The 14,490-nt window shown below is 29.2% G+C and carries 12 protein-coding genes; 9 read left to right on the forward strand and 3 right to left on the reverse strand.

Going from position 1 to position 14,490, the window contains the following annotated elements:
- The first annotated feature begins 16 nt into the window (after positions 1 to 16).
- The 9 genes from H3N56_RS09095 (at position 17) to tgt (ending at position 8,304) form a co-directional block, all read left to right on the forward strand.
- Positions 17 to 475 (forward strand): ACT domain-containing protein, encoded by a 459-nt coding sequence (locus H3N56_RS09095; protein ID WP_185880875.1) that lies wholly within the window; start codon positions 17 to 19, stop codon positions 473 to 475.
- Between the two features lie 16 nt (positions 476 to 491).
- Positions 492 to 947, forward strand: coding sequence for an acetyl-CoA carboxylase biotin carboxyl carrier protein (gene accB / locus H3N56_RS09100; RefSeq protein WP_185880876.1), 456 nt, complete (start codon positions 492 to 494; stop codon positions 945 to 947).
- Positions 948 to 1,105: 158 nt separating this feature from the next.
- Positions 1,106 to 1,549, forward strand: a complete 444-nt coding sequence (locus H3N56_RS09105) for a CBS domain-containing protein (protein WP_185880877.1) — start codon at positions 1,106 to 1,108, stop codon at positions 1,547 to 1,549.
- 25 nt (positions 1,550 to 1,574) lie between these two features.
- Positions 1,575 to 2,846: a hemolysin family protein gene (locus H3N56_RS09110; RefSeq protein ID WP_185880878.1), complete on the forward strand. Its 1,272-nt coding sequence runs from the start codon at positions 1,575 to 1,577 to the stop codon at positions 2,844 to 2,846.
- Entirely contained in the window at positions 2,843 to 3,493 is a 651-nt protein-coding gene (locus tag H3N56_RS09115; protein ID WP_185880879.1) for a DUF502 domain-containing protein, read from the forward strand. The genes H3N56_RS09110 and H3N56_RS09115 overlap by 4 nt, the downstream gene beginning before the upstream one ends.
- Position 3,494: 1 nt before the next feature.
- Positions 3,495 to 4,355 carry a hypothetical protein gene (locus H3N56_RS09120; protein WP_185880880.1) on the forward strand — a complete coding sequence of 287 codons (861 nt, stop codon included), beginning with the start codon at positions 3,495 to 3,497 and terminating at the stop codon, positions 4,353 to 4,355.
- 9 nt (positions 4,356 to 4,364) lie between these two features.
- The gene (locus H3N56_RS09125; RefSeq protein ID WP_185880881.1) at positions 4,365 to 4,877 is read left to right on the forward strand and encodes an adenine phosphoribosyltransferase; all 513 of its coding nucleotides are present in this window, start codon (positions 4,365 to 4,367) and stop codon (positions 4,875 to 4,877) included.
- A gap of 67 nt (positions 4,878 to 4,944) precedes the next feature.
- A complete protein-coding gene (locus H3N56_RS09130; protein WP_185880882.1) occupies positions 4,945 to 7,128 on the forward strand; it encodes a bifunctional (p)ppGpp synthetase/guanosine-3',5'-bis(diphosphate) 3'-pyrophosphohydrolase in 2,184 nt (727 codons plus the stop codon).
- 9 nt (positions 7,129 to 7,137) lie between these two features.
- Positions 7,138 to 8,304 (forward strand): tRNA guanosine(34) transglycosylase Tgt, encoded by a 1,167-nt coding sequence (tgt, locus tag H3N56_RS09135; protein WP_185880883.1) that lies wholly within the window; start codon positions 7,138 to 7,140, stop codon positions 8,302 to 8,304.
- 41 nt (positions 8,305 to 8,345) lie between these two features.
- Here tgt and H3N56_RS09140 read toward each other — a convergent pair whose 3' ends face one another.
- From H3N56_RS09140 to H3N56_RS09150, 3 genes are read right to left on the reverse strand one after another with little or no spacing between them, the layout of a single operon-like run.
- A complete protein-coding gene (locus H3N56_RS09140) occupies positions 8,346 to 10,622 on the reverse strand; it encodes a patatin-like phospholipase family protein (protein WP_185880884.1) in 2,277 nt (758 codons plus the stop codon).
- A complete protein-coding gene (gene aroA / locus H3N56_RS09145; protein WP_185880885.1) occupies positions 10,615 to 11,907 on the reverse strand; it encodes a 3-phosphoshikimate 1-carboxyvinyltransferase in 1,293 nt (430 codons plus the stop codon). Before aroA ends, H3N56_RS09140 begins: the two co-directional genes overlap by 8 nt.
- A complete protein-coding gene (locus H3N56_RS09150) occupies positions 11,901 to 14,447 on the reverse strand; it encodes a CBS domain-containing protein (RefSeq protein WP_185880886.1) in 2,547 nt (848 codons plus the stop codon). Before H3N56_RS09150 ends, aroA begins: the two co-directional genes overlap by 7 nt.
- Positions 14,448 to 14,490 lie beyond the last annotated feature (43 nt).

Here is a 14,490-nt window from a genome sequence, read left to right on the forward strand (position 1 = left end):
ATCTGGGGAGACTACGATGAAGAGAAAAAATGAGAATGACAAAAGAGAGTACTATATTGTTGATAGAAGAATCTTACCTAACTCAATTCAGAGTGTAATTATGGTAAATGATCTTGTTCAGCAGGAAAAAATTTCAAAGTATGAGGCTATAAAAAAAATTGGAATAAGTAGAAGTACATACTACAAATATAAAGATTATATCAAACCATTCTTCGAAGGTGGAAAAGATAAAGTTTTTAGTATTCATTTATCATTAGTGGACGAACCTGGAATTTTGGCTAGAGTATTAGATATAATAGCTGGAGAACAAATGAATATTCTAACAATTGTTCAGAATATAGCTATTGACGGTATTGGAAGAGCAACTATTTCAATTCAAACTACAGAAAATCTGTTAAGAAGAATAGAAGGTATGCTTGAGAGTATTAGTCAATTAGAAGGAGTAAAGGAATTAAGAGTAATCGGTAGTAATTAGTTGGGAGGAGAACATTATGAAAATAGACATTAGTGTTATAGAGAATTTAGCTGAAAATATTGATAAATATGGATTAAGCGAAATAACTTTAGAGAGTGATGAGACTAAGATAATATTGAAAAGAGAAAAAGTTGTAGTTTCAAATATTGTTCAGTCTAAAGTTGTACAAACAACTACTAATCTAGAAGAAGAAATTCAAGAAGAGATATTATCAAATAATGTTAATGAAGATGAAGACTATGAAGCGATAGTTTCTCCAATGGTTGGTACTTTTTATAAATCTCCATCTCCACAATCTGAGAATTTTGTAGAAGTTGGACAAAATATAGAACCTGGAGAAGTACTTTGTATAATTGAAGCAATGAAACTAATGAATGAAGTTAAATCTTCAGTTAAAGGGACCATTGTGAAAATATTAGTTGAAGACGGTCAGGCAATTAAAAAAGGCGATAAATTATTTTTAATAAAATAAAGAGATAGCTAGCAAAATAAAATTTTTGCTAGCTATTTTTGTTATAAACCGAAAAGAAATTTGAATTTATTTCAGTATACTATTAAGATAGAAGATAGTGTAACATTGTTTTTTATAAAAAACTATGATAAAATTTAAATTAAATCGGGGGTAAAAAGATGAAGAAAATAAAAGATGTAGTAAATCAAGACTTAGTAACTGTGGAAAAAGGAACAACTTTTGATAAGATTGTTCTTCTTATGAAAGAAAAGGGGATTGGAAAAATACCAGTATTGGATAACAATAAATTGATAGGAGTAGTAACAAGAGAGGATATTCTTGTAAAACAAGAAAAAGCTCCATTACCTCCTGTAATAGCTTTTTGGGAAGTTCTTATAGCTCTTCCAAATACAAAAGATTTCCAACAAAGATTAAGAAAATTTGCATCTTTTAAAGTAGAAGATTTGATGTCTGATTACTATTTAGTTGCCTCGATGGAAGATGATTTAGAAGCAATGGTAACAAAGATGATCGAAGAAAATTACAACTATATTCTAGTAATTGAAAATAGCGATCTAAAAGGAATTGTAACAAAAAGTGATTTAATAAAAAAATTATATTAAAAATTAAGGAAGGTGTATTTAAGAATTGGACACGTACCAAAATATTATATTATTGGTGGTTTTAATTTTATTATCAGGATTTTTTTCAGCTTCAGAGACAGCTTTAACCTCTTTTAAGAGTATTCACTTAGAGGAAGTGGAGAATGCAGATCCAAAAAGGGCAAAACTTTTAAAAAAATGGTTGAAAAAACCAAATGAAATGTTAACAGGGATGTTATTAGGAAACAATGTTGTAAATATACTTGCTTCATCAATAGCTACAGCTTTGACTTTTAATTTGATGGGAGATTCTCCTAGGGCTATAGTGATAGTTACAGCTTCGATGACTGTTATTATTCTTATTTTTGGAGAAATAACTCCAAAAATAATAGCAAAAAATCATGCTAGCGAAATATCAAAAATAGTTATAGTTCCAATATATATTTTAAGCTTCATAACAAAACCAATTATAAAAGTACTGATGGTTATATCGGCATTTATAGGAAGAATTTTTGGTGTTGAATTAAAAAATGAAAACCTTATGATAACTGAAGAGGATTTAATATCTTTTGTCAACGTAGGAGAGGCAGAAGGGATTATTGAAGAAGAAGAAAAGCAAATGATACATTCTATAGTTGGATTTGGAGAAACTAGTGCAAAAGAGGTTATGACTCCAAGAACAAAGATGTTTGCTGTAGAAGGAAAGAAAACGATAAATGATATTTGGAATGAAATAATGGAAATGGGATATTCTAGAATTCCCGTGTATGATGATACGATAGACAATATTCTTGGAATTTTATACATAAAAGATCTTTTACATTATTTAAAAGAGGGAAATACAGATGTCCAAGTAAAAACGATAGTAAGACAAGCATATTTTGTTCCAGAAACTAAGTCTATAATAGAAATATTGGCAGAATTTAAGATAAAAAAAGTCCATATAGCTATGGTTTTAGATGAGTATGGCGGAATTGGTGGAGTTTTAACTATAGAAGATTTAATTGAAGAGATTGTTGGAGAAATAAGAGACGAATTTGACAATGAAGAAGAAGAAAGCATTTTCGAAATTAATTCTTCAAAATTTGAAGTTGATGCAATGCTAGATATTGAAACAATAAATAAAAGTTTAAATTTAGAACTTCCAACATCTGAAGATTATGAATCTTTAGGTGGATTGATAGTTACAGAACTTGGTAGAATTGCCGATATTGGAGACGAAGTTAATTTTGACAAAATAAAACTTACAGTTTTAGAAGTTAATAAAATGAGAGTATCCAAAGTTATGATAGAAAAGGAGAGTAATATAGAATCATGAAAAATAGAGTGAGATCATATTTTTATGGAGGGCTAATATCTCTTTTACCTATTGTTTTAACAATTTACATATTTGATTGGATACTTAATATATTTATAAGACTTTTAAAAGATTCATTTATTACTGTAATAATTAGAGATTTGTTTACATATTTTGGAAAAACAAGTGATTTTGTAATATATATTGATTGGTTAATAAATATATTTTCACTTCTAACAATGATTATTTTTATAACTCTAGTTGGATATACTATGAGGATAATAATTTTTGCTAGAATAGCTAAATGGATAAAGGCATTTTTAATGAAAATTCCCTTAGTAAAACATATTTATCCGACAATCAGTCAAATAGTTTCTTTGATATCTTCAGAGAAGGCTAGTTCATATCAAAAAGTAGTTCTTGTAGAGTATCCAAGAAAAGGGACTTATAGTTTGGGATTTTTAACTTCTGAACAGAACCATATAGTAGAAGAACTGTGTGAAACAGAAACTATATACAATATTTTTATTCCAACTTCTCCCAACCCAACCTCAGGAATGTTCATAATGATGCCAAAAGATGAAGTGAGAGTATTAGATATGAAAATTGATGATGCAGTGAAACTTATAATATCTGGTGGGGTTATTCTTCCTGAAAAAAGGGGGTAATGTGAAAAAATGGGGGATAATATTTTTAGGATTTTTAATATTTCAAGGATGTAGTAACCAAGATATAAAAAAAACTTCATTAGAAAAAGAAGAGTATTATATTTTGAGAGGCATGAGTTTCTATCATAAAGGAAACGTAACAGAAGCTTTAAAAAATTATGAAAAAGCTAATTCTATAAACAAAAGGAACATTATAGTTTTAAGAGAATTGGCCTTAGTTCAGTATGAATTAGGAGATTCTAAAGAATCAATAAAAAACTATAAAAAAGTTTTAGAATTAGATAAGCATGACGAGATAGCTTTGAAAAATTTAGGAATTATAATGTTCTCTCAAGGGAATTACTTTGAAAGTGAAAAGTATTTGAAATCAGTAGAAAAAAATCTCCATGGAACTCAAACATTAAAAGCTTTAGGTTTAATAATGTATAAAAAAGGTAATATTCAAGAGGCACAAAATTACTTAAAAAGATCAATAACAATGAATAATATATATGATGAAGAGATGTTTGTTGTATACTCACAAATTTTATTTGATAAAAAAGAAAAAGAAGCTCTTTATTATTTTCTGAAAAACGAGTATAATAAATATCTAACAGATAAAAATTTCAACCTCTTTTATGCACGTGTTTTAGGAGAAAAGTTAGACGCGTGGGAAAAAAGTGAACTTATTTTAAAAAAGTATATTATAGAAACAGAAGCCACAGATGAGATATACTTGATGCTAGGATATATTTATTATGAAATGGGATTGTATTCTCAGAGTTCCTTAATGCTAAAACTTATTTCGAATAGTAATATTGATAATAAAGATTATATTATATTACAAAAAAAATTAAGTGAAATTAGAGAGTTGAATTATTGAGGAGGAACAATGGATTTAAAAAAATATGTTGCTTTAGTAGAGGATTATCCGAAAGAAGGGATAAAGTTTAGAGATATTACTCCTTTAATGAGCAATGGTGCAGCGTATAAAGAAGCCACAGATAAAATAGTTGAATTTGCAAAAGAGATGAAAATAGATGTAGTTGTTGGACCCGAAGCAAGAGGATTTATCTTTGGATGTCCAGTTTCGTATGCTTTAGGTGTTGGATTTGCTCCAGTTAGAAAACCTGGAAAACTTCCAAGAGAAGTAATAGAGTACTCATATGATTTAGAGTATGGTTCAAATGTTTTGGCAATGCACAAAGATTCAATAGAGCCAGGACAAAGAGTTTTAATCGTTGATGATTTATTGGCGACTGGTGGAACAGTAGAAGCAACAGTAAAATTAATCGAAGAGTTAGGTGGAGTTGTTGCAGGATTGGCATTCTTAATTGAACTTGAGGATTTACATGGTAGAGATAAGTTAGCGGGATATCCGGTATTAACTCTTATGAAATATTAATTACTGGTAAGGCGACACATAGTGTCGCCTTAAATTAAAATGCAGTTATTAATTAGGGAGAGATAGAATGAATTATTGGCACGAAATAGAAAAGGAAATTGATGATAATAATTTAAAAGTAGATAAAGAAAAAATTAAATTGGCTTTTTATTTTGCTGAGGAGTGCCATGAAGGTCAATTTAGAAGATCTGGAGATCATTATATTTTACATCCAGTTGAAGTTACTAAAATATTAATAGATATGAAAATGGAGACAGAGGCAATAATAGCTGGAATACTTCATGATATAGTTGAAGATACTTTGATTACTTTAGCCGACATAAAATATAACTTCGGAGATGAGGTAGCCATTCTTGTGGATGGGGTTACTAAACTTGATAATTTGCCAAATGGAACAAAAAAGCAAGATGAAAATATAAGAAAAATGATTATAGCAATGTCCCATGATGTAAGAGTTATAATAATAAAGTTAGCTGATAGATTACATAATATGAGAACACTCAAATTTATGAAACCAGAAAAACAAAAAAGTATATCTCAAGAAACACTTTCTATATATGCACCTTTAGCTCATAGACTGGGAATGGCAAAAATCAAGTGGGAACTTGAGGATATGGCACTCTACTATTTACAGCCTGATATATATAAAGAGATAAAAAGACTTATAGACGCTAAAAAAAATGAAAGAAAAGAATATCTAGAAAAATTAGTTTCTGGAATTGAGAATCTTTTAAAAGAATCTGATATAAATGGAAATGTAAAAGGTAGATTTAAACATTTTTATAGTATTTATAAAAAAATGTATGAAAAAGGAAAAGATTTTGATGATATTTATGATTTGATGGGGATTAGAATAATTGTTTCCACTGAAGCAGAATGTTACAACACTCTTGGAATAATTCACAGTAATTTTAAGCCAGTCCCTGGAAGATTTAAAGATTATATAGCGGTTCCAAAATCAAATAATTATCAATCTATTCATACTACCATAGTTGGTGATTTTGGAAAATTTATAGAAATTCAAATTAGAACTGAAGAAATGGACAAGATAGCTGAAGAAGGAATAGCAGCTCATTGGAGTTATAAAGAGAAGACAAAGGTAAGTAAAAGGGATCAGATATATGGATGGTTGAGAAATATAGTTGAATTGCATCAAGGAACCGATAATGCTGAAGAATTTGTAAAGACTGTTACAGAGGATATTATGAAAGAAACAGTCTTTGTATTTTCTCCAAAAGGGGATGTTGTAGAACTATCTCAAGGCTCAACTCCTCTGGATTTTGCTTTTAATATTCATACAGAAATTGGATGTAAGTGTGTCGGTGCCAAAGTTAATGGGAAAATAGTTCCATTAGAATACAAATTACAAAATGGTGATAGAATAGAGATAATAACCTCTAAAAATGCTAAAGGGCCAGGAAATGACTGGTTAGATATGGTAGTAACACAAGGGGCAAAAAGTAAGATAAAAAAATGGTTGAAAGATCAAAAACTAGAAGAGAATATTAAGATTGGAAAAGATTTATTGGAAAAAGAGCTCAACAAAATGGGTATTCCAGTTAAAGAATTTGAAGAGTCTGCTATTTTAAAAAAGCATCTTGAAAAACATAATATTCCCACTTTAGAGGATTTCTATTTTCAAATAGCTGAAAAGAGAAGTAGAATAGATGTAATTTTAACTAAGTTTAAACAAGATATAGAAAAAAATAAAATTCAAGATATAGGAGATATAGAGGAATTTATTGCTAAGAAAAAGGTTCCTGAAAAATCTGGTAAAAAAAATGATTATGGAATAATTATAGATGGTGTGAATAATACTCTGATAAGATTTGCGAAGTGTTGTACTCCTCTTCCTGGAGATGAGGTTGGAGGGTATGTGACAAAATTAACAGGGATAACAATCCATAGAAAAGATTGTAAAAATTACGAAGCTATGGTTAAGCATGATCCTGCAAGATTAATAGATGTTAAGTGGGATAAGCAACTTTTAGATAGTAATCAAAAAGGAAATAAATATAAGTTTAGTTTCTCTGTCTTAGCAAATGATAGAAGAAATGTTTTGATGGATATTGTTACTATAATATCAAATCACAAAATAAATCTAGTTGCTGTTAATTCTAGTGAACTGAGTAAAGGGTTAGATAAGTTTATAAGTATTAAATTGACAGTAGAAATAAGTGCTAGAAGTGAGTACAATAATTTACTAAATAATTTACTTAAAATAAAAGATGTAATTTCTGTAGAAGGATAGGAGTGTAGAATGAATAAAAAATTACCGGTAACATATGAACTGATAAAAACTGATGGGAAGGCAAGAGCGGGGGTAGTAATAACTCCTCATGGAAAGATTGAAACTCCAGTATTTATGCCAGTTGGAACTCAAGCAACAGTAAAAGGAATGACTCCTGAAGAACTAGAGGAAATGGGAGCTGAAATAATCTTAGGAAATACATATCACTTATATTTAAGACCAAGTGATGAATTAGTTGCTAAGTTTGGAGGACTTCATAAATTTATGAATTGGAAACATCCAATTTTAACAGATAGTGGTGGATTCCAAGTTTTCAGTCTTGGAGATTTAAGAAAGATAAAAGAAGAAGGTGTTCACTTTAGATCACATATAGATGGATCGAAACACTTCATATCACCAGAAAAATCTATAAATATTCAAAATAATTTAGGATCAGACATAGTTATGTTATTTGATGAGTGTCCTCCTGGAATGTCAACTAGAGAATATTTAATTCCATCAATAGAAAGAACTACTAGATGGGCTAGAAGATGTGTTGAAGCTCATAGAAGACCAGAAGATCAAGGTCTTTTTGCAATAGTTCAGGGTGGAATCTATGAAGATTTAAGAGATAAAAGTTATAATGAACTAAAAGAAATGGATGAGAGTTTTTCTGGATATGCTATTGGTGGACTAGCTGTTGGAGAGCCAAGAGAAGACATGTACAGAATTCTAAACTATATAGTAGAAAAACTACCTCAAGATAAACCAAGATACCTTATGGGTGTTGGAGAGCCGGTTGATATGTTAGAGGCTGTAGAATCTGGAATAGATATGATGGATTGCGTTCAACCGACAAGAATTGGAAGACATGGAACTGTATTTACAAAGTATGGAAGATTGGTTATTAAAAATGCAAGTTATTCAGAAGATCCAAGACCTTTAGATGAGGACTGTCAATGTTATGTTTGTAGAAATTATACAAGAGGATATATTAGACATTTATTTAAAACTGGAGAAATTTTAGGAGGAAGACTTGCAACGTACCATAATTTATACTTCCTATTAAAGTTAATGAAGGATTCAAGAAAAGCAATATTAGAAGGTAAGTTTAAAGAGTTTAAGGAAGCTTTCTTAACTGATTATTCAATCGGAAAAAATAGTGAGTGGATTAAACCTAAAAAAATAGAAGAATAATAAGGAAAAGGTCACATCTATAAAATAGATGTGACCTTTTTTTAAAAATTGTATCCTACACTTAGTTGAGTTAAATATTCTTTGTTTGTATCATTTCTAGAAATAGATAATTCAATTGGTCCAATTATACTTGAGTATCCAATACCAACCTTAAATCCTTGATAATAATCTCTCCAAAGACTACTATTTCCAATATCATCATGTTTTTTTAAATCTGGTTCTTCAAAAGTTGCAATATTCCATTTTCCTAAGATAAATAAATCATCAAGTATTTCATATTGAACTCCAAATTTAATTCCAATTAACGATTTTAAAAGTTTCTGTTGGAAATGGTAACCCGCAAAAGAAAATTCTCTTTTATCAAGAGTTGTATTTACTCCACCAAGTTTTATATATTTATCTGGGAGTATATCATCACCAGTAATAGAACCACCAAAGATAGAACTATTTAAACTTAGTTTTTTTGATATAGGAAGATAACCTTCCATTAGATATCCAGGAGTTAAGTAGTTAAGCTTATCATCTCCCATATTTCCACCCCAATTATACTGGATATTACCCTTAGTTCCTGATGTTGGATAAAGAGAAGTATTAGTTCTATCCCAACTTAAATTCAGGAAAACCTCACCGTAACTTATTGAATAACTCAAGTCAGCAGCTTGAATTTGGCCTATTTCTCTATCTAATTTAGAATAGTTCATAGAGACTCCATATGAGATTAGAAGCTTATTATCGTACTGAGTTAAAATTCCAGTTTTAACAGCAAAGTTGGAATTTATATACTCACTTATTTTATGAGAACCACTATATAAATTAAAAGGTGATTCAGTGTAATCTAGATTAAGTAAAATACCAATTTTATTTGATACACCATAATAGAAGAAATTATTTAATTTTAATCCTAAATAATCTCCAAAATTTCCTTCAAGAGAAGAAATACTTCCGTAACGTCCAGCTCTATTGATATCTGTTCCTATTGAAAAGGTTGTTCCATAATCAGTTTGATAATTAAAACCAAGACCTACTAAATTTGTGGGAGTCTCTTCTAAATCAAGTTTGAGTACATCATTATCAAGTGTATAATAGACTTTGTTTATAAAATCTAAATTATATATTTTTAAAATTGAAGTATGTAAATCATCCAAAGGAATAGTTTTGTTAACTGAATTCTTAAAAAAATCTTTTACAATATCTTTATGGTTTGCTGATTTTGAATCAGAATTTATAATTACTTTATCAATTTTTACAAAGTCAGTATTTTTATCCGAAACATTTTGTTTTGGTTTTCCAATTGGAAAAGATAGAATTTCTCCTAATTTTTCTCTAGTTGCAACTTCTCCGGCTTCTGAAATCTCTTTAACAGAATAAAAATCAGTTGTTTTATACTCTGAAATATCTGGTGAGATTAAAATTGTAGATAAAGAACGTTGCTCAGGAGTGGAAGCCGCACTTTGTATTGAAACAATTTGATCGATGATACTTATAATATTATAGTCATCCCTATCTTTTAAAGAGGTTCCAACATCGACACCGATTATAATATCAGCCCCTAAATCTAGAGCATCTTGAACAGGAAAGTTTCTTGAGAGTAGAGCGTCAGCATAGTATTTATTATCAATTTTAACCGGATCAAAAATAGTGGGTATTGCCATACTAGCTGTAATAACTTTAGCTAGATCACCACTTTTAAATGCTTTGGCTTCTCCAGTGTCCAGTTCAGTTGCTATTATTCTAAGTGGAATTGGAAGTTTATCAAAATCTTTTATGTCCTCTACACTAGATAGAAGTTTTTTTAAGGCAAGATAAGAGGTTTGACTATTCCTAAAACTTTTCGGAAGAGAAAAATTAAATTCTTTATCATATCTTAAAGAAGCTGCATAATCTTTGGTGAAGGCTTTTTGATCAAGAGGAGCATCTTCTTGACTAGCACTATCTTTAAATTGATTTTCCCAGTCCATTTGAACAAGCAAAGTTTCTATTTCAGATGACGTATATCCAACTGAATACAGAGCACCTATTATTGCTCCCATGCTTGAGCCGGTAATATAATCAATTTTTATATTATTTTCTTCTAGAACCTTAAGAACTCCAACGTGTGCGAATCCTTTTGCACCACCGCCACTCAACACAAGACCAACTTTTGGAGAGTGCTTTGATTTTTTTAATTTTTCAAGTTTATCAGATTCCAATTTTTTAATTTGTTTATTTAAAAGTTGTATTTGTTGTTTTAATTCTTCTATTTTTTTATCTTCTTCGGAGATTGAAAAAACAAATGAGTTAATAACAAGAAAAATAAAAATTATAGTAAATTTAATCATTAAACCTCCCATATATTTTTTCAAATTGAGCAAAAAAATCAGGGAATGTTTTTGAAACACATTCAGGATTCAAAATTCTGATGTTTGGAATTCTTAAACCAGCTAATGAAAAACTCATAGCCATTCTGTGATCATCATAAGTTTCTATATCAGCTGGACTATATTCAAAATTAGATTTTGGAATTATTTTAAAGCCGTCTTGGTATTCTATAAAGGTGGCTCCTAATTTTGAAATTTCATTATTTAAGGCACTTATTCTATCAGTTTCTTTTATTCTCATATTTTCAACATCTTTTATTGTAGTTGGAGAATTCGCAAATAGTCCAACAATAGCTAAAGTTTGAGCTACATCTGGAGTATCATTTAAATTAATATCAATTCCTTCATAGCTTTTAATTCCTTGAACAGTTATTTCTTTATCTTCGAAATTTATAATTTTTAGACCAATAGAGCAAAGAATATTAAGAAAACCACGGTCACCTTGAATGCTATCTTTAAAGAAGTTATTTATAGTGACGGTTCCGTTTCCTATTAAAGCAGCAGCTAAGAAATATGAAGCTGATGACATATCACCTTCAACTATATAATTTTTAAGGTTATACTTTTTAGGAATTATCATGAAGCTATTGTCTTTAGAAGTAATAGTTCCACCAAATTGTTCAACCATTTTTAGTGTCATATCTATATAAGGTTTAGAAACAGTATTTCCTTGAAGTTTAATCTCTAAAGGATTATTAAAGTATGAAGCCGATAAAAGTAACGATGATACGTACTGGCTACTTTTAGTGGTATCTATTGTAACTGAATTAGCGTAAACACCTTTTGAAACTATTTTAATAGGAGGAAAACCTGTCTTTTCAAGATATTTAACTTCAACTCCTAATGAGATAAGAGCAGAAACTAAATCTTCGATGGGTCTTTCTTTCATACGGGCATTTCCTGTTAAGGTTATACTTCCAACTCCTGTAGCGATATATGATCCCAAAAATCTCATAGCCGTTCCAGCATTACCAATATAAATTTCTTTTTCACCAAAATTTCGATTGGTTAATCCGTTTACGATAACAGTTTTTTTATCTTCAGAAATATTGATATCATTTCCTAAAATTTTAAGACCTTCAATCATATATTTGGTATCATCACTAAAAAGGAGATTTTCCAGTATAACTTGTTTTCCAGATAGAGCTGCAAGAATTAAAGCTCTATTACTAATGGATTTAGAGCCTGGAATATCAATAGAAATTTTAAAACCGTCAATCGGTTTTACATCATAAAAATTTAACAATTTATTTCCAACTCCTTGATAATTTTTTCTTTAGTCGGAAGATTTAAATCTAGTTGGATTAAAAACGCTTTTTTCAAAAGAATTTTTAGTTCTGGTCCAGAACTATATCCTAATTTTAAAAAATCTTCACCCTTTATTATAGCAATTTTTTTCCTTAAGTTGAATAAATAAAGATTTATTTTATCTTTTGTTTTATTTTCTGCCTCAATAAATAAAAGCATAAGCATATAGCCAGAAATATTTTCAAGTATCGAAAAAATTTCAGAGTTTTTATTTGCAAAGCTTAGATTAAAAAGAATTTTATTTCGATCACTTAAACCTAAGAGATTATGTTTTCTGAAATTGGCATTAAATTTAAATCTATAAAATATAGAAATCAAATCATCGGATTCTAAATTGGATACTAGGATAAGCAAAAAACATATCCACTGTTGTAAATTATTTGTAAATTTTTCTTTTATAGAATCGAAATAAATTAGTTTTTTATTTATATTTTCAGTCAAGATGAGTTCTTTATTTAGTGTAGGTAAAAGATTATACTTATTTAAAAGATAAATCCCTTGTAATGGGTTTTTATCTTCAAAAATATATTTGAATTCCGTGATTATTCTAGACCACGAAATTTTTTCTAATAAATCTAAATCGATAGCTTCAAAAATTAATTTTTCAGTTGTTTCCTCAATAGTAAAATCATATCTACTTGCGAATCTGATAGCTCTAACTATTCTAGTAGGATCTTCTATAAAACTTATTTTATGTATGACTCTAATTAATTTGTTTTTTATATCTTGATAACCTTTGAAATAGTCCAATAAATTTCCAAAGTTATTGGGGGTTAGTTCAATGGCTAGAGCATTTATAGTGAAGTCTCTTCTAAATAAATCGTCCCTAATAGTTCCTTTTATTACTGTTGGAAGAGCGGTTGGATATTCATAATATTCACTTCGTAGTGTCGTAATATCTAAAGATAACCCATTTTCTAAAAAAATAGTTGCTGTGTTGAATCGTTCATGAGTTACTATTTTTATTGTTTTTAAATAAGACGTTAAATCTTTAGAAAATTCAATTCCATTTCCAGAAACAACGATATCAATATCTTCGTTTGGAATATTTAGGATAGAATCTCTAACAATTCCACCAACCAAATATGACTTTTCTTTTCTAAGTTTTGAAACTATTTCTACAGCCGCTAAAATTTCTTTGATTTTATTTGGGAAATTTGAAAGTATTTTTTCTGGAAAGGCTTGAAGTTCCAGTCGTTCTTTTGAAACAGTTGGGAGATATTTTCTGTTATAGATTGCATTTAGCAAATCAGTTTTAGTAATAATTCCAACCAGATTATCATCTTCTAAAATAGGAATTCTACCTAAATCATTTTCGACAATAAGGTCTTTTAATTCAGTGAGAGTTGTAGAAGCATCTGCAGTAATAATACTTTTATTCATATATTTTGAAACTAAAGAGTTTCCTAAACCATGATTGACAAGTTTTGCTAGTTCTTTTCTTGAAATCATACCAACAATTTTAGAGTCTTTTAAAACAGGAAATCCACTATGTCCTGTTCGTTCAACGAGAAGATAGGCTTCTTTTAGAGTGGTATCTTCAGTAACTACTTTAACCGGGAAACTCATAATATCTCTGGCTATATTTTCAGTTTGGATAACCGAGTATAATTTAACCTTTAAAAATTCTAAAGCTTCATTTAAATTTTGATCGGGATAAACTGCAGAATAAGCACTCCAATGCCCGCCACCATCCAAATCTTCTAGAATAATATTTAGTTTTATTAAGGGAGAAAAACTTCTTCCGATAATACTTATTTTTTCTTTGGATTTTGCAATTATAAAACATGCTGAACATTTATTTGTGCTGGTAATTCTATCGATTATTTCATTTACTCCCCTTAAAAAAGTTGGAGAAGAAACAGTTGAAATAAGTATGATTTGGTTTTTAATATTTAAAACTTCTAAATTATCCAAAAGAATTTTCAAAATAATATCTTGATCATTTGAAAGTGGCAAATGAGTAAATTCGTTTATAATTTCAAGATTAGCACCATTTTTTAAAAGAATCCCTGCCATTTCAAGGTCTTTATAATTTGTTGTAGGGTATAAGAAATTTCCAGTATCCTCATATATTCCAAGTAAGCAAAGATCTTTTTCCCATTGAGTTAAAGGGAAATCATTTCCGTAAGTTTCAAATAATATATCTAAAAGATACGAGGTATTGGAGCCGTAAGATTTCTCAATTATATGATGGTCAAAAGTTATTAGTTCAACTTTATCTAGAATAGTTTCAAATGGAGCAATTCTTTTGCCATCTGAAGTATCTACTAAAATTAATTTATGAACCTTTTTTATATCTATATCTTGAAGTAGTTTGAAATCGATTAAATCACCAAAAAATGATAAAAATTTCTGGACACTAGTTCCTAGGGTCGAAGGAATAACCATTTTAGCATTTGGGTAAAGTTTTTGTGCTATTACCATTGAAGCAACACCATCTAAATCTGAAAAATGATGCGTAGTTATAACTTCCATAAGGGGCCTCCTAAATAAATATTCCTAATATGTTATTTTACCT

The organism is Cetobacterium sp. 2A (assembly GCF_014250685.1).
GTDB lineage: Bacteria > Fusobacteriota > Fusobacteriia > Fusobacteriales > Fusobacteriaceae > Cetobacterium.